This window comes from Streptomyces sp. LZ34, from assembly GCF_053890475.1.
The window spans coordinates 3,850,196-3,870,820 of the sequence record NZ_CM132680.1 but is presented as its reverse complement, the minus strand read 5'-3'; the positions used below and the strand labels follow the sequence as shown (position 1 = coordinate 3,870,820).

Genomic DNA, 20,625 nt, shown 5'->3' with positions numbered 1-20,625 from the left:
ATCCTTGGCACGCGGCCAATGCGGCAGTGAAGCAAGGAGTGTTCGGGTGGACATGCAGCACAACGCGCGCGACGCCGGGGCGGTCGGGCTGGGCGATCCCTGGTACGACACGGTCGCCTCCGGCTGGGGCGAGGACGAGACCGGCGGCGGACCCCGGCGCGCGCGCCCGCCCGCCGCGGCGGACGTCTACACCGAGGTGCACGGCAGCGCCGCCTTCCAGGAAGTGCGCAGACGCTACCGCCGCTTCGTCTTCCCCGCGGCCGCCGTCTTCCTCCTGTGGTACCTCGCGTACGTCGTCGCGGCGACCACCGCGCCCGGTCTGATGGCCCGCCCTGTCGTCGGCGCGCTCAATGTCGCGATGCTCGCCGGGCTCGCCCAGTTCGCCACCACCTTCCTGCTGACCTGGGCGTATGCCCGCCATGCCCGGCTGCGCCGGGACCGGGTCGCGCTGGAGCTCCGCTGGGTGACGCAGGAGATGATGCGGGGGCACGGCCGGTGACGGGCAATCAGCAGGGCCTGGCGCTGCTGCTCTTCGGCGTGTTCGTCGCCGCCACCCTCGCCATCACCACCTGGGCGGGCCGCCGGCGGCACGGCTCCCCGGAGGAGTTCTACGCGGGCGGGCGGCTGTTCTCGCCCATGGAGAACGGCTTCGCCATCGCGGGCGACTACATGTCGGCCGCCTCCTTCCTCGGCATCTCCGGCCTCATCGCGCTCTTCGGCTACGACGGCGTGCTGTACTGCGTCGGCTTCTTCGTCGCCTGGCTGGTCGTGCTGCTCTTAGTCGCCGAACTGGTCCGCAACTGCGGCCGGTTCACCCTCGCCGACGTGCTCGCCGCCCGGATGGGCGAGCCTCCGGTCCGGATCGCCGCGGGCGTCTCCTCCGTCACCGTGTGCGTGCTCTACCTCGTCGCCCAGATGGTCGGGGCGGGCAGCCTGATCGCCCTGCTGATCGGTGAGACCGGCCCGCGCGCCCGCGCCTGGACGGTCATCGGCGTGGGCACCCTGATGGTGATCTTCGTGGCGCTCGGCGGTATGCGTGCCACGACGTGGATCCAGATCGTCAAGGCGGTGCTGCTGATGGCCGGGGCGGCCACGCTCACCGCCCTCGTCCTGGTCCGCTTCCACGGCGACGTGGACACGCTGCTCAGCGCGGCCGCGCGGCACAGCGGACACGGCCGGGACTTTCTCGCCCCGGGGCTGAAGTACGGCGGCGGCTGGACCGCGCGGCTGGACTTCATCAGCCTCGGGCTCGCCCTCGTCCTCGGCACCGCCGGGCTGCCGCACATCCTCTCGCGCTTCTACACCGTGCCCACCGCCCGGGCCGCCCGCCGCTCGGTCATCTGGTCCATCGGGCTGATCGGCAGCTTCTACCTGATGACCATCGTGCTCGGCTTCGGCGCCGCCGCCGTGCTGGGCAGCGACACCGTACGGACCGCCAACCCGGCCGGGAACACCGCCGTGCCGCTGCTCGCGCTGGACCTCGGCGGGGGCGCCGGGTCGACCGGCGGCACGGTGCTGTTCGCCACGGTCGCCGCCGTCGCGTTCGCCACCATCCTCGCCGTGGTCGCCGGGATCACCCTGGCCTCCTCCGCCTCGGTCGCCCATGACCTGTACGCCTCGCTGAGCCGCCGCGCGGAGCGTACGCCGCGCAGCGAGGTCGCGGTCGCGCGGATGGCGGCCGTCGGGATCGGGGCGGCCGCCATCGGCCTTGGGCTGCTCGCCCAGGACCTCAACGTGGCCTTCCTGGTCGGGCTCGCGTTCGCGGTCGCCGCCTCGGCGAACCTCCCGGTGCTGCTGTACTCGCTCTTCTGGCGGCGGTTCACCACGCGCGGCGCGGTGTGGGCCGTCTACGGCGGGCTGCTCCCGGCAGTCGTGCTGGTGGTGCTCTCCCCGGTGGTGTCCGGCGGCCCGGAGGCGATCTTCCCGGGGGTGGACTTCCATGTCTTCCCGCTGGACAACCCGGGCCTGGTCTCCGTCCCCCTCGGCTTCCTCGCCGGCTGGCTCGGCACGGTCACCTCACCCCGGGGCGCGGACGCCACCGGGCAGGCCGCCAAGCACGCCGAGATGGAGGTGCGGGCTCTCACGGGGGCGGGAGCGGCCTGACGGGGCTGCTGCCGCCCCCGGCGAGCGACCCCCGGCCGAGGACCGTACGGCTGCGCTCGGGCCCGTACGCGGACCCCCACGTCCGTGCGCACGTGCCTCACACCCATACGTAGCGGTGCTCCGGACGCCCCGTCTCGCCGTATTTCAGGCTGAGCCGGACCCGGCCCGTGCGCTCCAGGAGCTTGAGATAGCGCTGGGCGGTCTGACGGCTGAGCGAGGACCGCTCGGCGACCTCCTGCGCCGACAGCGGGCCCTCGGCGCCCCGCAGCACCTCCCGCACCAGGTCGGCCGTGAGCGCGGAGTGGCCCTTGGGCAGCTCCGCCGGGCCGGCCGAGGCGCCGCCCAGGGCGCCGAAGATCCGGTCGACCTGGTCCTGTCCGGCCTCGCCGCCGCCCTCCAGGGCGCGCCGCAGCGCCGCGTAGCCTTGCAGCTTGGCGCGCAGCCCGGCGAAGGTGAAGGGCTTGACCAGGTACTGCAGCGCGCCGTGGCGCATCGCCGCCTGCACGGTCGCGATGTCGCGGGCGGCGGTCACCATGATGATGTCGGTGTGGTGGCCGCGCTCGCGCAGCCGCCGCACCAGCGCGAGGCCCGTCTCGTCCGGCAGGTAGTGGTCGAGCAGCACCAGGTCGACCTCGGCGCGGTCCAGGAAGGCCAGTGCCTCGGCGGCCGTGTGCGCCTGCCCCACGACGCGGAAGCCGGGCACCTTCTCCACGTACGCCGCGTTGACCCGGGCCACGCGCACGTCGTCGTCCACGACCAGCACATCAATCGCGCCGCCCGCGCCGCCCGCGCCGTTCATGTCTGTCACCCCTGTCACCTCCGTGCCTCCCTCATCGCGGCTCTCCTGCCGTGCTCAGCCGGGTCCCGCTCGGCTCCTCGGCCAGCGCCTCGGGCAGCACCACCGTGAACTCCGCGCCACCGCCGTCCCGGTCGGACACCCGCACGCTGCCGCCCTGCCGCTCGGCGAGGCGGCGCACCAGCGCCAGGCCGATGCCGCGCTTGCGGTGCGCGGGCGGCTCCTTGGTCGACCAGCCCTCGGCGAAGACGACGTCGCGCCGGTCGGCCGGGATACCGGGCCCGCTGTCGGAGACCCGCAGCACCACCGTGGTGTGGTCGACCGACAGCTCCACCTCGATCAGCGGGTCGGCCGTTCCGGCCGCCGCGTCCAGCGCGTTGTCGATGAGGTTGCCGACGATCGTCACCAGGCCCGGCGGGTCCACCAGCCGGTTCGGCAGCAGCGTCCCCCGGGCGATGCGCAGCGAGACGCCGCGCTCCGCGGCGACCGTGGCCTTGCCGACCAGCAGGGCGGCCAGCAGCGGGTCGTGGACGCGCTCGGTGACCTGCTCGGCGGTGGCCCGGTGCACCCCGACCACCTCGGTGACGAACTCCACCGCCTCCTCGTACAGCTCGAGCTCCAGCAGTCCGAGGAGGGTGTGCAGGTGGTTGGCGTGCTCATGGTCCTGGGCGCGCAGCGCGTCGATCAGCCCCTGGGTGCCGTCCAGCTCGCGGCCCAGCCGCTCCAGCTCGGTGCGGTCGCGCAGGGTGGCCACGGCCCCGCCGTCGTCCGTCGGCATCCGGTTGGCGACCAGCACCCGGCCGCCGCTGACGGTCAGCAGGTCGGACCCGGTGACCCGCCCGGCGAGCACGTCGGTGGTGCGGCCCGGCGGCAGCACCTCGTCCAGCGGCCGCCCGGTGTCCTCGGCGCGCAGGTCCAGGAGCCGCTGCGCCTCGTCGTTGACCAGCCGGATGCGGCCGCGCGCGTCCAGGGCGAGGACCCCCTCGCGGATGCCGTGCAGCATGGCCTCGCGCTCGGCGAGCAGCGCGGAGATATCGGAGAAGGCCAGGTCGTGGGTGCGGCGCCGGAGCCTGCGGGCGACCACGTACGCCGCCAGCGCGCCCACCGCGAGCGCGCCGCCCGCGTACGCGACCAGCCCCGGTACCGCGCCGATGAGCCGGTCGCGCACGCTCTGGTACGAGATGCCGACCGAGACGGCGCCGACGATGCGGCCGTCCTCGTCGCGCAGCGGGACCTTGCCGCGGGCCGAGCGGCCGAGCGTGCCGTTGTCGATCTCCATGACCTCCCGGCCGGCGAGGGCGTCGCTGGGGTCGGTGGAGACGTGCCGGCCGATCTCCTCGGATGAGGTGTGGGACCAGCGCACACCCCGCCGATCCATGATCACGACATACTCGGCGCCGGTCGCCCGGCGGATCCGCTCCGCCTGGGCCTGGACCGGGCCGCCGGGGGTGGGACGGGTGCGCTCGAGCGCGTCGGAGAGCTCCGGGGCGGAGGCCGTGGTCTGGGCGATGGCGAGGGCACGGCGCATGGCCTGGTCGTCCAGCTGGGAGCCGAGCCGGGCGAGAAAGAGGCCGGTCGCGAGCACGATGACGCCCGTGGCGATGGTCAGCTGCATCAGCAGCACTTGGGAGAAGACACGTCGGGGCCAGCCGATGCGCCACCTTGGGGCCTCGGCACGCGGCCCCCGGGGTATCGCGGCGCTCATGGCAAGGAGGGTAACCAAGCCCGGGTCCTCGGCGCGGCGCCAGGACCCCGGTGGTGCCGGTCCAGGTGCAGGGAGGCGTCAGGCGGTCACGGCGGCGGCGACGGCCGGTGCCGGTCGCCCGGCGCGCACCGCCCGCACGCCGATGACGTCCATACGGGCCGGGGAGCCCAGAGCGGATCCGCAGCTCTCCGGACGTGGCGGCGCGGCGGCGACCTGGACGACACCGACCCGCCACCGCTGTCCGTCGGTGTGCCCGACGGTGACGTTCCAGGCGGGGGCGGCACCCTCGGTCCGCAGCACGGTCAGCGCGTCGGCTCCCGCCTCGCCGCTCAGCTCGCGGACCGCCAGCTCGGCGGCCTGGCCGGGCCGCTCCCAGGTGGACCGGCCGCGGCAGCCCTCGGTGACGACCCTGCCCTCCCGCAGCGCGTCCAGGACGTCCCGCACGGACTGCGCGGTGGCCCGTCCGTAGGCGTACCCGTGCGGCAGCACCATGAGCGTCGGCGCGAAGCGGTGGCCGCCGATGTGGGTGACCTCCCAGGTGCCGTGCGCCCCGGAGGCGGTGAGCTCGGCGGCCAGCGGCCGGCCGAGGAGGGCGCAGCAGCGGTCGCGCTTGCCGTTGGTGCACACGAGCACCAGGGGGGCGCCCGTGTACTTCTCCCACCCCTGGTCGGGGCCCGCGGCGGCGGGGCGCAGACCGCTCAGGTCGCCCGCGCCCAGCGCGGCGAAGTCGAGGGCGAGCAGCCGCTCGGGCTCGGTGAGCGTGGTCGTACGGATCCAGGAGCGGCCCGGGCGGGTGTGCGCGACGAAGACGCGCTGCCGTGGGTGGGTGTGGCAGTCGGCGTGCCGGCCAGGGCGCCGGATCAGCGCGACGCGGACGCCGGTGTCCTTGGCGGCGCGCTCCAGCGCGCGGCCGACGGCCGGCGCCAGATGGCTGGCGGTCAGGGCCTCGGCACCCCAGGGGCCGGGCTGTTCGAGCAGAAGCCAGGTGGTGGCGGCGGTCGCCGTCCCGGCGAGCGGTTCGGACAGGTCGCGGGAGGCGGTCGCGCACGTGCTCACGAAGGTAAGCCTAACCTCTCTTGTGACCTTGGGCTTCCGAAGGCGCGCCTTTGGAGGCGAGAGGCCGGTTTCTGCCGGGCGCGGCCGGGTTCCGCCGGGTCGGCCGTGGCCCGGGACGCCTCGGCGTCAGCGTCGGCCGGTGTCGCGCAGCGCCGTGGCGAGTCCGCTCAGGTACGTCGAGACCGGCCCCAGGGTGAGCAGCCCGCTGCCCGCCCCGGCCAGCTCCGCCGCCGCGGGGGTGAGCTCGCGGTGGGCGCGCTCCATCGTCTCCCGGTCGCCGGTCGCGACGGCCGCCCGGGCGGTCAGGCACCACAGGGCCTCGAACAGCAGGTCGCGGGGCGGGTCCGGGGTCTCGCGCAGCGCCGCCGCGGCCTCGTCGCGGCGGTCTCGGGCCAGCAGCACCAGGGGGCGGGCCCAGGGCTCGTACGGCCCCCAGCCGCCGTGCTCGTCGGCCTGGGCGGGCAGCGCGTGCCGCGTGCGCAGGCACAGCAGCGCGAGCGGCAGCAGACCGGCCTCCAGCCCGGGCATGCCGGCCCCGTCCAGCCGCGCGGCGGCCTGCCGGTAGGCCGCCGCGGCGGGCTCGTGTGCCGCCGCCGGGCCGGTCGCGGCGAGCCGTAGCGCGGCGTACCACTGGGTGAAGACGCCGACCAGCGGCAGCTCGTGGCGCTCGGCCAGGCGGTCCGCGGCGCTCGCGTGGCGGTCGGCTCCGGCGAAGTCCGCCAGGGCGCCGCGGGCCTGGAGCCGTATGAGGTGGCCGAGGACCTCGAAGGTGGTCAGGCCGTGCCGGGCGGACAGGGCGATCAGCTCGGCGCCGATCGCGTCCCGGCGCGGCGCCAGACCGGCGCGGTGGAAGGTCTGCATGAACGTGGCGTTGAGGGCGAATGCCAGCAGCGCGGGATCGTCCAGGCGGCGGGCGATCTCCTCCGCCTGCCGGGCGGCCTGCGGGCCGCGCGCCGCGCGGGTGCCGCGCGACTCCAGGGCGATCGTGGCCAGCAGCCGGGCCCGGGCCGCCTCGTGCCCGGCGGGCGGCAGGGCGGCCAGCGCGCGCTCGGCCGCCGTGACGACCCGCACGGCCTGCTCCGGGTCGTCGAGCCGCGTCCAGATGGCCGGGACGTCGTACGCGCCGATCACCCGGGCGGTCAGCTCCGCGTCGCCGAGCTCCTCGGCCGCCGTGATGGCCGCCACGCGGTGGCTGCGGGCCGTCCGGAGGCCGCTGCCGCCGGTCACCGCGAGACTGCGCAGCAGGCCCACCGTCGACTCGAGACGTGCCCGGGCGCCGGAGGGCACGGTGCGGTCGTAGGCGGCCGCCGTACGCGCCCACACCCGGCCGGCCGCCCCGGCCGCCGGGCCGGGGTCGAGGTGGGCGGCGTGGCCGAGGATGTCCGCCTCCAGGCCGCGCAAACGCGGGCCCGGATCCACCCCCAGCTGCTCGGCCAGGAGCGTGCGCGCCCGGCGCAGGACCGCCAGCGCGTCGCCCTGGCGGCCGGCGCGGTACAGCGCCAGCGCCAGCAGCCGCCAGGCGTCCTCGCGCCAGGGGTACTCGGCCACATGCGCGTCCAGGTCCGCCGCCGCCTCGGCGGCCAGGCCCAGCGCGAGCCGGGCCTCGGCCTGCCGCTCGACGGCGTGCAGCCGCAGCTCCGCGAGGCGCGAGCGCTCCGCGCGGGCCCATGGCTCGTCGGCGAACTCCGCGTAAGCGGGCCCGCGCCACCACTCCAGCGCTTCCGTCAGCCGCGCGAGCGCGTCCTCGGGCGGGAGGGCCGTGGCGGCGGTCACCGCCCGCTCGAAGCTCCAGGCGTCCACCGCGCCCGGCTCGGCCCGCAGCGCGTACCCCGGCCCCTCGGTGACCAGCAGGCGGGCCGGGGCGCGGGGCGGGCGCTCCGGTTCCAGGGTGCGCCGCAGCGCGGCCACGAAGGTGCGGATCGCGCCCACCGCGTCGGCGGGCGGCTCCGTCCACAGATCCTCGGCCAGGCGGCGGACCGGGACCACACGGCGGCGGGCCACGATCAGCCGGGCCAGCACCGCGCGGTGTCGTGGCCCCTTCAAGGAGATCGGGCCCCCGGCCCCGTCCCAGGCCGCCACCGGACCCAGCACGCCGAACAGGAACCGCACGCCGGACCACCCTTTCCGGGGCAGCGCCCCCGGTCACGGTAACGCGCTCATCCGGTGCTCATCCGGTGCTCATCCGCGCCCGGCACGCTGACGACGCCTGAACATCTCGGGCCCGAAAAAACTCCTCACCCTGAAAGGGGCGGAACCATGCCGCCTGTCATCGCCGGCTTCGCCCACCACCGTGTCCCCGTCGCCGACGGCGTGTCCCTCCACGCGGCCATCGGCGGCTCGGGCACCCCGATCGTGCTGCTGCACGGCTTTCCGCAGACCCATCTGATGTGGCGGCACGTCGCCGCCGACCTCGCGGCCGACCACACCGTGATCTGCCCCGATCTGCGCGGCTACGGCGCCAGCGACAAGCCCGCCGACCCCGACGGCACCGCCTACGCCAAGCGCACCATGGCCGCCGACGTCGTCGCCCTGGCCCGCGCGCTGGGGCACGAGCGGTTCGCGCTGGCCGGGCACGACCGCGGCGCCCTGGTCGCCTTCCGCGCCGCCCTCGACCACCCGGCGGCCGTCACCCACCTGGCCTGCCTCGATGTGCTCCCGACCCTGGACATGTGGGAGGCGCTGCACGGCACCGCCGCCGCCGTGGGCTTCCACCTCTACCTGATGGCTCAGCCGCCCGGACTGCCCGAGCGGATGATCGCCGCCGCCCCGGACCTCTTCTTCGGCCACTTCCTCGACCTGTGGACGGGCGACCCGCAGGCCGTCCCGGCCGATGTCCGCGCCGCGTACCTGGACGCCTGCCGCGAGGCGGTGCCCTCGATCGTCGCCGACTACCGCGCCTCCGCCGGCATCGACACCGACCACGACCGGGCCGACCGCGCCGCCGGCCGCCGGCTGCGGATGCCGGTCACCGTGCTCCAGCAGGACTGGGACGCCGCCCTCGGCTACGACGCCGCCGCGCTGTGGCGCGCCTGGGCGGACGATCTGCGGCACACCACCGTCACCGGCGGCCACTTCATGGCCGAGGAGGCCCCCGCCGACATCGCCAAGGCCCTGCGGGACCTGCTGGCCCGCTGAGGGGCCGGCGGCACCCGTAGGGACCCGAGGGCGCCCGAACGCCCGAAAGCGCCCCGGACGGCCCAAGGCGCCCCCGGACGGCCGAAGCGGCCGGGCTGTCGTCGTACGTACGGCCCGGCCGCTCGGCCGCCACACCGGGGCCGGGCCCGCTACACCGGCCCGGTCACCACCGCCACCGCCTTGGCCAGCGGCACCCCCGAGCCGTCGCGGCGCGGGTCGATCTCCGGCAGCGGCGCCGGGGTGCCGGTCGCGGTGGCCGCGCGGGTCGGTGTCGCACCCGCCCAGGCCAGGACCAGGCAGTCCTCGCCCTTCAGGAACCGCTGGCAGCGCACCCCGCCGGTGGCCCGGCCCTTGCGCGGGTACTGGTCGAACGGAGTGAGCTTGGCCGACTGCTGTACCGAGTCGTCGAGGGTGCCGTGCGCGCCGGCGACCGTGAACACCACCGCGTCGGCCGCCGGGTCGATGGCTGTGAACGAGATCACCTTCGCGCCCGAGGCCAGCTTGATGCCGGCCATGCCACCCGCCGCGCGGCCCTGCGGCCGCACCTGGCTCGCCGGATAGCGCAGCAGTTGCGCGTCGTCGGTGATGAAGACCAGGTCCTCTTCGCCCGTGCGCAGCTCCACAGCGCCGACGATGCGGTCGCCCTCCTTGAGGCCGATGACCTCCAACTCGTCCTTGTTGGCGGGATAGTCGGGGACCACGCGCTTGACGACGCCCTGCTCCGTGCCGATCGCGAGCCCCGGTGAGGACTCGTCGAGTGTGGTGAGGCAGACCAGTTCCTCGCCCTCCTCCAGCGACAGGAACTCCGCGATCGGCGCCCCGCCCGCCAGGTTCGGCGTCCCGGCCGTCTCCGGGAGTATCGGCAGATCGACCACGGCGAGCCGCAGCAGCCGCCCGGTCGAGGTCACCGCCCCCAGGTCCCCGCGGGCCGTGGCCGGGACCGCCGAGACGATCACATCGTGCTTGGCGCGCCTGGCCTGCCCCTCGCCCGGGAACGGCTCGCCGTTGGCCGTGCGGGCCAGCAGGCCGGTGGAGGACAGCAGCACCCGGCACGGGTCGTCCGCGACCTCCAGCGGCACCGCGGTCACCGGGGCGTCCGCCGACTCCTGTAGCACCGTGCGCCGCTGCGTGCCGAACTTCTTGGCCACCTGGGCCAGTTCCGCCGACACCAGCTTGCGCAGCTCGGCGTCCGACTCCAGGATCCGGGTCAGCTCCTCGATCTCCGCCTTGAGGCGGTCGCGCTCCGACTCCAGCTCGATCCGGTCGAACTTGGTCAGCCGGCGCAGCGGGGTGTCCAGGATGTACTGCGTCTGGACATCGGAGAGCTCGAAGCGGGCGATCAGGGACTGCTTCGCCTCCGCCGCGTTCTCGCTGGAGCGGATGATGCGGATGACCTCGTCGATGTCGAGCAGGGCGACCAGCAGACCCTCGACCAGGTGGAGCCGGTCCCGCCGCTTGGTGCGCCGGAACTCACTGCGCCGCCGGACCACATTGAAGCGGTGGTCGAGGTAGACCTCCAGCAGCTCCTTGAGCCCCAGCGTCAGCGGCTGGCCGTCCACCAGCGCGACATTGTTGATGCCGAAGGACTCCTCCATCGGCGTCAGCTTGTAGAGCTGTTCAAGCACGGCCTCCGGGTTGAAGCCGTTCTTGATCTCGACGACCAGGCGCAGGCCGTGCTCGCGGTCGGTGAGGTCCTTGACGTCCGAGATGCCCAGCAGCTTCTTCGCGCCGACCAGGTCCTTGATCTTCGAGATGACCTTCTCGGGGCCGACCGCGAAGGGCAGTTCGGTGACGACCAGGCCCTTGCGGCGCGCCGTCACGTCCTCCACCGAGACCGTGGCGCGGATCTTGAAAGTGCCGCGCCCCTTCTCGTACGCGTCCCTGACGCCGCCCAGGCCCACGATCCGGCCGCCGGTCGGCAGGTCCGGGCCCGGCACGAACCGCATCAGGGTGTCCAGGTCCGCGCCCGGGTGCCGGATCAGATGGCGGGCGGCGGCGATCACCTCGCCCAGGTTGTGCGGGGGCATGTTGGTCGCCATGCCGACCGCGATCCCGGAGGCGCCGTTGACCAGCAGGTTGGGATAGGCGGCGGGCAGCGCCAGCGGCTCCTGCTCGCTGCCGTCGTAGTTCGGGGCGAAGTCGACGGTGTCCTCGTCGATCGACTCGGTCATCAGCGAGGTCGCCGAGGCCATGCGGCACTCGGTGTAGCGCATCGCCGCGGGCGGGTCGTCGTTCCCCAGGGAGCCGAAGTTGCCGTGGCCGTCGACCAGGGGGACGCGCATCGAGAAGGGCTGGGCCATGCGCACCAGCGCGTCGTAGATCGACGCGTCGCCGTGCGGATGCAGCTTGCCCATGACCTCGCCGACGACGCGGGCGCACTTCACGAAGCCGCGCTCGGGCCGCAGGCCCATCTCGTTCATCTGGTAGAGGATGCGCCGGTGCACCGGCTTGAGGCCGTCCCGGGCGTCGGGCAGAGCGCGCGAGTAGATGACCGAGTACGCGTACTCGAGGAAGGAGCCCTGCATCTCGTCGACGACGTCGATGTCGAGGATGCGCTCCTCGAAATCATCCGGCGGAGGGGTCTTTGTGCTGCGGCGGGCCATCGCGCTTGCGGCTCCTTCAACTGCCGAGGCGGGATCTGACGCCGACCATTGTGGACCGGACCACCGACAAGTGTGGAACGGGCTATGGACAACGCGCTGCGCGAGAGATTCCCCGGCGGGAACTTCGCCAGATGTCCGTGCGCTTGCATACAGTGACAGGACCGCACTTCAAGCGGCTCGCACGCGCTCCATCCCGCGATCGAAGGGACGTACATGCCCATGGGTCACACGGCCACGGAACAAGCCGGCTCCGGCGGCCTGACAGCGACCGAGCACCGGCTGGCCAACGGCCTGCGGGTGGTGCTCTCCGAAGACCACCTGACCCCGGTCGCGGCGGTCTGCCTGTGGTACGACGTCGGCTCGCGCCACGAAGTCAAGGGGCGTACGGGCCTGGCTCACCTATTCGAGCACTTGATGTTCCAGGGCTCGGCGCAGGTCCAGGGGAACGGCCACTTCGAGCTGGTGCAGGGCGCCGGCGGCTCGCTGAACGGGACGACCAGCTTCGAGCGGACCAACTACTTCGAGACGATGCCGACCCACCAGGTGGAGCTGGCGCTGTGGCTCGAGGCGGACCGTATGGGGTCGCTGCTGACCGCGCTTGACGAGGAGAGCCTGGAGAACCAGCGCGACGTCGTCAAGAACGAGCGCCGCCAGCGCTACGACAACGTGCCGTATGGCACGGCCTTTGAGCGCCTGGTCGGCATGGCCTACCCCGAGGGCCACCCGTACCACCACACCCCGATCGGCTCGATGGCCGACCTGGACGCGGCCTCCCTGGAGGACGCCCGCGAGTTCTTCCGCACGTACTACGCGCCGAACAACGCCGTGCTGGCGGTCGTGGGCGACATCGACCCCGAGCAGACCCTGGCCTGGGTCGAGAAGTACTTCGGCACCATCCCCTCCCACGACGGCAAGCGCCCGCCCCGCGACGGCACCCTGCCGGACGTGATCGGCGGACAGCTGCGCGAGGTCGTCGAGGAGGAGGTCCCGGCCCGCGCCCTGATGGCCGCCTACCGGCTGCCCCACGACGGCACCCGCGAGGCCGACGCCGCCGACCTGGCGCTGACCGTCCTGGGCGGCGGGGAGTCCTCCCGCCTGCACAACCGCCTGGTGCGCCGGGACCGTACGGCGGTGGCCGCGGGCTTCGGCCTGCTGCGGCTGTCGGGCGCCCCCTCGCTCGGCTGGCTGGACGTGAAGACCTCCGGCGGCGTGGAGGTCCCCGACATCGAGGCCGCCGTCGACGAGGAGCTGGCCCGGTTCGCCGAGGAGGGGCCGACCCCGGAGGAGATGGAGCGCGCCCAGGCCCAGTTGGAGCGCGAGTGGCTGGACCGGCTGGCCACGGTCGGCGGCCGCGCCGACGAGCTGTGCCGGTTCGCCGTGCTGTTCGGCGACCCGCAGTTGGCGCTGACCGCCGTGGAGCGCGTCCTCCAGGTGACGGCCGAAGAGGTGCGGACCGTGGCCCAGGCCAGGCTGCGCCCCGACAACCGCGCGGTGCTGGTCTACGAGCCGGTCCAGGGCGCCGAGCAGGCCGACGCCGGGGTCGACACCGACAACGACGCAGCAGCCGACGACAACGACGCAGAAGGGGAGTCGGCCCAGTGAGCGACGCCGTCACCACCATGACCTTCCACCCGCAGCCGCAGGCGGGTGCCGCCAGGCCGTGGGCCTTCCCGGCCCCCGAGCGCGCCGAGCTGCCCAACGGGCTGACCGTGCTGCGCTGCCACCGCCCCGGCCAGCAGGTCGTCGCCGTGGAGATCAACCTCGCCGCCCCGCTGGACGCCGAGCCGGCCGGGCTCGACGGCATCGCCACGATCATGGCCCGCGCCCTGTCCGAGGGCACCGACAAGCACACCGCCGAGGAGTTCGCCGCCGAGCTGGAGCGCTGCGGCGCCACCCTGGACGCGCACGCCGACCACCCCGCCGTCCGGGTGTCCCTGGAGGTCCCCGTCTCCCGGCTGCCCAAGGCGCTCGGCCTGCTGGCCGACGCGCTGCGCGCGCCCGCCTTCCCCGAAGGCGAGGTCGAGCGGCTGGTGCGCAACCGCCTGGACGAGATCCCGCACGAGCTGGCCAACCCGGCCCGGCGCGCCTCGATGGCGCTGTCCAAGGAGCTGTTCCCGGCCGAGTCCCGGATGTCCCGGCCGCGCCAGGGCACCCAGGAGACCGTCGAGGGCATCGACGCCGCGGCCGTGCGGGCCTTCTACGAGGCGCATGTCCGCCCCTCCACGGCGACCGCCGTGGTCGTGGGCGACCTGGCCGGCGTCGACCTCGACAAGGCGCTGGCCGAGTCCCTCGGCGCCTGGACGGGCGGCGTCGCCGAGCCCCGCTCCATGCCGCCGATCACCGCCGACGACACCGGCCGCGTGATCATCGTCGACCGGCCGGGCGCGGTGCAGACCCAACTGCTCATCGGCCGGATCGGCGCCGACCGCCACGACCGGGTCTGGCCCGCCCAGGTGCTGGGCACCTACTGCCTGGGCGGCACCCTCACCTCCCGGCTCGACCGCGTGCTGCGCGAGGAGAAGGGCTACACCTACGGCGTGCGCGCCTTCGGCCAGGTGCTCCGCTCGGCGGCCCCGGATCCCTCCGGAGGGGCCACGGGCGCCGCGATGCTGGCCATCAGCGGCTCGGTGGCCACCGAGGTCACCGGCCCCGCCCTGGAGGACCTGTGGAAGGTGCTGGGCACGCTGAAGGAAGAGGGCCTCACGGACGCCGAGCGCGATGTCGCCGTGCAGAACCTCGTCGGGGTGGCCCCGCTGAAGTACGAGACGGCGGCCGCCGTCGCGGGCACGCTCGCCGACCAGGTCGAGCAGCACCTTCCGGACGACTTCCAGGCGCAGCTGTACGCGCGCCTCGCGGAGACCGGCACGGTGGAGGCGACCGCGGCGGTGGTGAGCGCCTTCCCGCCTGACCGGCTGGTCACGGTGCTCGTCGGTGACGCCTCACAGATCGAGGAGCCGGTCAGGGCGCTCGGCGTCGGCGAGGTGCGCGTCATCCAGGGCTAGCCAAGCTGACAGGCCGACAGAGTGACGGGCTGACCTGCCCGGTCGGCCGCGCGAGCGGCCCCGGTGAGGGCCCAACAGGCCGCTGCGACAAGGACCCTGGCGCCGTTACAGGCGCCGGGGTCCTTCTTTTGCTGGTCGTTTCGCCCGCTTTATGGCAGAGGTTGCCCGTCTGGCCGGTCGTGTCTGTGGGGAAACCAACAAAAAAGCGGAACCGTTTGGTGATCGAATGCGGTCGCGCTTAGCGTCAGTCCGGTTGTCCGCCCGAGACACGCCGCACCCGCGGCACGGACATCCATCGCCGAGTCCCCGTACGGCGCAAGCCAGGGGAGCCGGGGAACCAGCCTCGCCCGTCGCCGCCCACGGCGCCGGGAGGGTGATCCCCAGGGGTGAATCGGACGCCTTCTCCGCGAGGGGGAGGGGCCCGTAGGAGACCTTCCTGCTCCGAACCCGTCAGCTAACCCGGTAGGCGAGAGGGAAGGAAAGGAGTGCGCCGGACCATGGCGTTCACCCGTACCACCGGGAAGCACCGCCGCCCCACCCGGGCCCCCCGCACCGCCCGTTCCGGCGCCAACATCGCGGGCATAGCCACGTTGGCCGCCTCCGGTGTGGTCGCCGGCTTCGCCGCCCCGGCCCTCGCGGCGACGGACGACGCGCGCGGCTTCGAGGACACCGGACTGCGCCAGGCGGTCGCCATGGGCGACGAACTCGCAGACCAGGTCGCGACCCAGGCGCAGACCCAGCAGAACGCCGCCGAGGAGGCCGCCGCCAAGGCGCAGGCCGAGGCCGCGGCCCGCAAGGAGGCCGCGCGGCAGGCGGCCGAGGCGAAGCGAAAGGCCGAGGCGGCCGCGAAGAAGGCCAAGCAGGAGCGCGAGGCCAAGGATCGCGCGGCGCGCGAGGCGGAGCGCAAGCGGCTGAACACGTTCGTGTCGCCGATCACGGGCTCGTACCTCTCCACCGGCTACCAGGCGTCCAGCGGCCTGTGGTCCTCCGGCAGCCACACCGGGGTGGACTTCCACGCCGCGTCCGGGACCTCGGTGCACTCCGTCGGCTCCGGCACCGTCGTCGAGGCCGGCTGGGGCGGGGCGTACGGCAACAACATCGTGATCAAGATGAACGACGGCACGTACACCCAATACGGCCACCTGTCGTCCATCGGGGTCTCCGTCGGCCAGACGGTCACCCCCGGCCAGCAGATCGGCCTGTCCGGCGCCACGGGCAACGTCACCGGACCGCATCTGCACTTCGAGGCCCGCACCAGCCCGGACTACGGCTCGGACATCGACCCCGTCAGCTACCTGCGCTCGCACGGCGTGAACATCTGATCACGCCCCCGCGCTTCCCGAAGGCCCCGGTCCCGCGGACCGGGGCCTTCGGCGTACCCGCCCGGCCGCCTGGTCGCCTGGCCGCCTGGCCAAAAAATATCCATGAAATCCCCCCGCCCATCGGAAATTCCAGCTGCTTAGAATAGAGTCGCTGAACACGCGTCAATCGGCTGCGTTTCGCGGAGATTAAGGCGGAGGTTCGACAATGCGGGACCGGAAGTGAGCGGCGATACGACCGCGATGCGGGGCGGTCGCCGGATTTCGGCGCACGCGGTGTGTACGGCGATCCGTGACGATATCGTCTCCGGCACCTTCGCGCCCGGCAGCCGGCTGATCGAGGAACTCCTCGCCCAGCGCTACGGCGTTTCGCGCGTGCCCGTGCGCGAGGCGCTGCGCACCCTGGAGTCGGAAGGCTTTGTGACCACCCGCAGGCACGCGGGCGCGTGCGTCGCGCAGCCGTCCGACCGGGAGGCGGCCGACCTGCTGGACATCCGCGCGCTGCTGGAGCCGCTGGGGGCCGCCCGGGCCGCCCAGCGGCGCACCGAGGCACACCTGAAGGTGTTGCGCGGCCTGGTCCGGCTCGGCCAGGAGCGGGCCCAGCGCGGGCAGCTGGGCGAGCTGCGGCCGCTCAGCGACTGGTTCCACGAGACGCTGGCCCAGGCCTCCGGCAGCCCGAGCCTGGCCGGGCTGCTGGTGCAGCTGAGGCGCAAGATCGCCTGGGTGTATGCGGTGGAGCCGGCCCGTCGGCCGGCGACGCCCGCCCCGGGCGGCGCCCTGCGCTCCGACTTCTCGCTCCGGGCCGTGGAGTCCTGGGACGAGCACGGCGCGCTGGTCGACGCGGTGGCGCGCGGCGACGCGGACCGCGCGCGGGCGCTCGCCGCGGCGCACGCGGAGCGCTCGATGTCGGAATACCGGCTGCGCCGCCCCTCCCGCGTGAGGAGTTCGAAACATTCCGTAAACACGGCGGGTGTCCGGAATTAACAGCGGCCCCGTATACAACTTCTAAGAATTACCGCCGGTGTATCGCGGCCGTGGATTTCCGCGGCCGCGGATTTCGCGTCCCCATATTGCGTGGATAAACAGTGCGGCCGCGGTCCCCTGTAGTGGGTCACCGCGGCCGCGCCGTGTGGATGTGCCGAATTGATTCGCCGAGAATGCGCTGAGAAGCAGAGTCTCAGGCATATCGGGCGGAGTCAGTCAGACGGTCTCCGGAAGCTCCTCGAGCCCCTCCGCGACCAGCTTGGCCAGACGGTCGAGCGCGATCTCGGCGTCGTCGGCGGCGGAGGAGAGCACGACCTCCTCGCCGCCCTGGGCGCCCAGACCCAGCACCGCGAGCATGGAAGCGGCGTTGACCGGGGTGCCGTCCGCCTTGGCGATCGTGATGGGGACGCCGGCGGCGGTGGCCGCCCGGACGAAGATCGACGCGGGGCGGGCGTGCAGGCCCTCGGCCCAGCCGATGTTGACGCGGCGCTCAACCATGGTGTTGCCCTTCGGGTGCGGGGTTGCTGTTGTCTAGACCAATATCATACGGGACGCATGTTTGTGTCTGCCCGTAATGATGCCCGAGTGAGCCCGGGCATGCCCGTACGGGTCCGATATTGACTTTCCCCCGACACCTACTCCCCACGCAAGGGTGTCCGCCAATCGGACGTTCGGACCCCCTTCCGCCCGGGCCGTAGGCTTGGCCGCATGCGGCTGCCGTCCGACACCCACGCCTACCCGGCCCACTGGGAGGCCGACGTGGTGCTCCGCGACGGCGGCACCGCCCGGATCCGCCCCATCACCGCCGACGACGCGCAGCGCCTGGTCAGCTTCTACGAACGAGTCTCGGACGAGTCCAAGTACTACCGCTTCTTCGCGCCCTACCCCCGGCTCTCCGACCGCGACGTGCACCGCTTCACGCACCACGACTACGTCGACCGGGTGGGCCTGGCCGCCACGGTCGGGGGCGAGTTCATCGCCACCGTCCGCTACGACCGGATCGACGGCCAGGGCCTGCCCTCGACGGCGCCAGCCGACGAGGCCGAGGTCGCGTTCCTCGTCCAGGACGCCCACCAGGGCCGCGGGGTGGCCTCCGCCCTCCTCGAACACATCGCCGCCGTCGCCCGCGAGCGCGGGATCCGACGCTTCGCGGCCGAGGTGCTGCCCGCCAACACCAAGATGATCAAGGTGTTCACGGACGCGGGCTACACCCAGAAGCGCAGCTTCGAGGACGGCGTAGTCCGCCTGGAGTTCGACCTCGAACCCACCGACCGCTCCCTGGCTGTGATGCGCGCCCGCGAGCAGCGCGCCGAGGCCCGCTCCGTACAGCGGCTGCTCGCCCCCGGCTCCGTCGCCGTCATCGGCACCGGGCGCGCCCCGGGCGGCGTCGGCCGCACGGTGCTGCGCAACCTCCTCGACGGCGGGTTCACCGGGCGCGCGTACGCCGTCAACCGCGCCTTTCCCGAGGGACAGGAGCGGCTGGACCCCGAGGGCGTCCCGGCCCACCGCTCGATCCGCGAGATCGACGGCCCGGTCGACCTCGCCGTCGTCGCCGTCCCCGCCGCGCAGGTGCCCTCCGTGGTCGCGGACTGCGGCGACAGCGGCGTCCAGGGCCTCGTCGTGGTCTCCGCCGGCTACGCGGAGAGCGGGCCGGAGGGCCGCGACCGGCAGCGCGAGCTGGTCCGCCAGGCGCGCACCTACGGCATGCGGATCATCGGCCCCAACGCCTTCGGCGTCATCAACACCGCCGACGGCGTGCGGCTGAACGCCTCCCTCTCGCCGCGGCTGCCCGCCCCCGGACGGCTGGGCCTGTTCACCCAGTCCGGGGCGATAGGCATCGCGCTGCTGTCCGGGCTGGCCCTGCGCGGCGCGGGGACCGCCGGGGTCTCCACCTTCATCTCCGCGGGCAACCGCGCGGACGTATCCGGCAACGACGTCCTGCAGTACTGGTACGACGACCCGCAGACCGACGTCGCCCTGATGTACCTCGAGTCCATCGGCAACCCCCGCAAGTTCACCCGGCTCGCCAAACGCACGGCCGCGGTCAAGCCGGTCGTGGTCGTCAAGGGCGCCCGCCACAGCGGCAGCGCCCCCACCGGCCACGCCGTCCCCGCCCCGGGCATTCCGGACGCCACCGTCTCCGCCCTGCTGCGGCAGGCGGGCGTCATCCGGGTCGACACGGTCACCGAGCTCGTCGACGCCGGGCTGCTGCTCGCCTCCCAGCCGCTCCCCGGCGGCGCGCGCATCGCCATCCTGGGTAACTCCGATTCCCTGGGGCTGCTCACCTACGACGCCTGCCTCACCGACGGGCTGCGCCCGCTGCCGCCCCGCGACCTGACCACGGCCGCCGCCCCCGGCGACTTCCGGCGAGCCCTCGCCGCGGCCCTCGCCGACGACGCGTGCGACGCCGTCGTCGTCACCGCCATCCCCGGGGTCGGCGACGCCGACGCGGCCGACCTCGCCGGGGCGATGCGCGGCGCGGCCGCCGAGGCCGCGGCGCGCGGTGCGGCCAAGCCGGTGGCGGTGGTCCACCTGGAGATCCCGGGGCTCGCCGAGGCCCTGGCCGCGCCCTGGGACGCCGCCGTGCCGGAGGGCGGGGCCGGAGCCGGAGACGGAGACGGGGGCGACGGGGCTGACAGGGCTGACAGGGCTGACGGGGCGCCCTTCCCGGCGCCGCGGATCCCCGCCTACCCGGCCGCGGAGCGTGCCGTACGGGCCCTGGCCGAGGCCGTGGGGTACGCGGGGTGGCGGCGGCAGGCCGAGGAGGCGGGCAAGATCCAGCAGCTCCCCGAGTACGAGGACATCGACGAGGCGGGGGCCGCGGCCGACATCAACGTACTGCTCGCCCCGACGGAGGGTGTCCCGACGGAGGGTGTCCCGGCGGAGGGTGTCCCGGCGGAGGGTGCCGCGGCTGAAGGTGTCCCGGCGGAGGGTGCCCTGGCTGAAGGCGCTCCGGCGGAGGGCGCCCCGGCTGAAGGTGCCGCGGCTGAAGGTGTCCCGGCGGAGGGTGCCCTGGCCGAAGGCGTCCCGACGGAGAGTGTCCCGGCCGAAGGTGCCCCGACCGAAGGCACCCCAGCCGAGAACGCCCCGCCCTACGCTTCCCCGTCGCACACCGCCCCGGCCGACGGCGGCCCCCGCTCGGACGCCGCCGCGCCGCCCGACGTGTCGGCGGACGCCCAGGCCCCGCACGCCGTCACCCTCTCCGCCCCCGACGCCCAGCGTCTCCTCGCCCGCTACGGCGTCAGCGTGCTGCCCGCGCTACCCGCCCCCGATCCGGATGCCGCCGTGCGGGCCGCGGCCAGGCTCGGCTTTCCCGTCGCCCTCAAGACCACCGCCCCCCACCTGCGCCACCGCGCCGACCTCGGCGGAGTGCGGCTCGACCTCGGCGGGGAGGCGGAACTGCGCCGGGCCTACGCCGAGTTGACCGGCTACCTCGGGGCCGCCGAAGAGCTCCGGCTCGTCGTGCAGCGGATGGCCCCCCGCGGCGTTGACACCGTCGTACGGGCCGCCATCGACCCCGCCGCCGGCGCGGTGCTCTCCTTTGGGCTCGCCGGAGCCCCCTCCGAGCTGCTCGGCGACACCGCCCACCGGCTCGTCCCGGCCACCGACCGGGACGCCGCCGAGCTGATCAGATCCATCCGGACCGCGCCGCTCCTGTTCGGCTGGCGCGGCTCCAGCCCCGTCGACACCGCGGCGCTCGAAGAGCTCCTGCTGCGGGTGTCCCGCATGGTGGACGACCACCCCGAGGTGGTCGCCGTCGACCTCGAACCGGTCGTCGTCGCCTCGCGCGGCCTGTCCGTGCTCGGCGCGGCCGTCCGGCTGGCCCCGCCGCCCCCGCGCACCGACCTCGGCCCCCGTCACCTGCCCAGCTACTGACGTCCGCGGCCATGGCCGGCATGGGCGCCTGGGTCGGTGCGGCCCC

The 20,625-nt window shown here is 74.1% G+C and carries 14 protein-coding genes and 1 riboswitch; of the genes, 8 read left to right on the top strand and 6 right to left on the bottom strand.

Annotated features, from left to right (window positions below; genetic code table 11):
- Positions 1-52: 52 nt before the first annotated feature.
- Both ACWY4P_RS15095 and ACWY4P_RS15090 read left to right on the top strand, forming a co-directional pair.
- Positions 53-499 carry a DUF485 domain-containing protein gene (locus ACWY4P_RS15095; RefSeq protein WP_456212930.1) on the top strand — a complete coding sequence of 149 codons (447 nt, stop codon included), beginning with the start codon at positions 53-55 and terminating at the stop codon, positions 497-499.
- Positions 496-2,103, top strand: coding sequence for a solute symporter family protein (locus ACWY4P_RS15090; protein WP_456211065.1), 1,608 nt, complete (start codon positions 496-498; stop codon positions 2,101-2,103). The genes ACWY4P_RS15095 and ACWY4P_RS15090 overlap by 4 nt, the downstream gene beginning before the upstream one ends.
- A 97-nt stretch (positions 2,104-2,200) precedes the next feature.
- Here ACWY4P_RS15090 and ACWY4P_RS15085 read toward each other — a convergent pair whose 3' ends face one another.
- The 4 genes from ACWY4P_RS15085 to ACWY4P_RS15070 form a co-directional block, all read right to left on the bottom strand.
- A complete protein-coding gene (locus ACWY4P_RS15085; protein ID WP_456212929.1) occupies positions 2,201-2,902 on the bottom strand; it encodes a response regulator in 702 nt (233 codons plus the stop codon).
- Between the two features lie 31 nt (positions 2,903-2,933).
- The gene (locus ACWY4P_RS15080; protein WP_456211064.1) at positions 2,934-4,604 is read right to left on the bottom strand and encodes an ATP-binding protein; all 1,671 of its coding nucleotides are present in this window, start codon (positions 4,602-4,604) and stop codon (positions 2,934-2,936) included.
- Positions 4,605-4,682: 78 nt separating this feature from the next.
- A complete protein-coding gene (locus ACWY4P_RS15075) occupies positions 4,683-5,660 on the bottom strand; it encodes a sucrase ferredoxin (protein ID WP_456211063.1) in 978 nt (325 codons plus the stop codon).
- A 126-nt stretch (positions 5,661-5,786) separates the two neighbouring features.
- Complete coding sequence (locus ACWY4P_RS15070; protein WP_456211062.1) at positions 5,787-7,769, bottom strand: BTAD domain-containing putative transcriptional regulator; 1,983 nt, start codon at positions 7,767-7,769, stop codon at positions 5,787-5,789.
- Positions 7,770-7,916: 147 nt separating this feature from the next.
- Between ACWY4P_RS15070 and ACWY4P_RS15065 the strand changes: the two genes are divergently transcribed.
- Positions 7,917-8,795: an alpha/beta fold hydrolase gene (locus ACWY4P_RS15065; protein WP_456211061.1), complete on the top strand. Its 879-nt coding sequence runs from the start codon at positions 7,917-7,919 to the stop codon at positions 8,793-8,795.
- Positions 8,796-8,944: 149 nt separating this feature from the next.
- Here ACWY4P_RS15065 and ACWY4P_RS15060 read toward each other — a convergent pair whose 3' ends face one another.
- The gene (locus ACWY4P_RS15060; protein WP_456211060.1) at positions 8,945-11,398 is read right to left on the bottom strand and encodes a DNA gyrase/topoisomerase IV subunit A; all 2,454 of its coding nucleotides are present in this window, start codon (positions 11,396-11,398) and stop codon (positions 8,945-8,947) included.
- 213 nt (positions 11,399-11,611) lie between these two features.
- On the opposite strand from ACWY4P_RS15060, the gene ACWY4P_RS15055 reads away from it, so the two are divergent.
- The 4 genes from ACWY4P_RS15055 to ACWY4P_RS15040 all read left to right on the top strand — a co-directional run bounded on the left by ACWY4P_RS15055 (position 11,612) and on the right by ACWY4P_RS15040 (position 16,703).
- Entirely contained in the window at positions 11,612-13,000 is a 1,389-nt protein-coding gene (locus tag ACWY4P_RS15055) for a M16 family metallopeptidase (RefSeq protein ID WP_456211059.1), read from the top strand.
- A complete protein-coding gene (locus tag ACWY4P_RS15050) occupies positions 12,997-14,400 on the top strand; it encodes a M16 family metallopeptidase (protein ID WP_456211058.1) in 1,404 nt (467 codons plus the stop codon). Before ACWY4P_RS15055 ends, ACWY4P_RS15050 begins: the two co-directional genes overlap by 4 nt.
- 286 nt (positions 14,401-14,686) lie before the next feature.
- A riboswitch (cyclic di-AMP (ydaO/yuaA leader) is annotated at positions 14,687-14,884 on the top strand.
- 13 nt (positions 14,885-14,897) lie between these two features.
- Complete coding sequence (locus tag ACWY4P_RS15045) at positions 14,898-15,722, top strand: M23 family metallopeptidase (RefSeq protein ID WP_456211057.1); 825 nt, start codon at positions 14,898-14,900, stop codon at positions 15,720-15,722.
- Positions 15,723-15,962: 240 nt separating this feature from the next.
- Positions 15,963-16,703: a GntR family transcriptional regulator gene (locus ACWY4P_RS15040; protein ID WP_456212928.1), complete on the top strand. Its 741-nt coding sequence runs from the start codon at positions 15,963-15,965 to the stop codon at positions 16,701-16,703.
- Positions 16,704-16,919: 216 nt separating this feature from the next.
- Here ACWY4P_RS15040 and ACWY4P_RS15035 read toward each other — a convergent pair whose 3' ends face one another.
- Positions 16,920-17,201: an HPr family phosphocarrier protein gene (locus ACWY4P_RS15035; RefSeq protein ID WP_456211056.1), complete on the bottom strand. Its 282-nt coding sequence runs from the start codon at positions 17,199-17,201 to the stop codon at positions 16,920-16,922.
- Between the two features lie 210 nt (positions 17,202-17,411).
- On the opposite strand from ACWY4P_RS15035, the gene ACWY4P_RS15030 reads away from it, so the two are divergent.
- The gene (locus ACWY4P_RS15030; RefSeq protein ID WP_456211055.1) at positions 17,412-20,579 is read left to right on the top strand and encodes a GNAT family N-acetyltransferase; all 3,168 of its coding nucleotides are present in this window, start codon (positions 17,412-17,414) and stop codon (positions 20,577-20,579) included.
- Positions 20,580-20,625 lie beyond the last annotated feature (46 nt).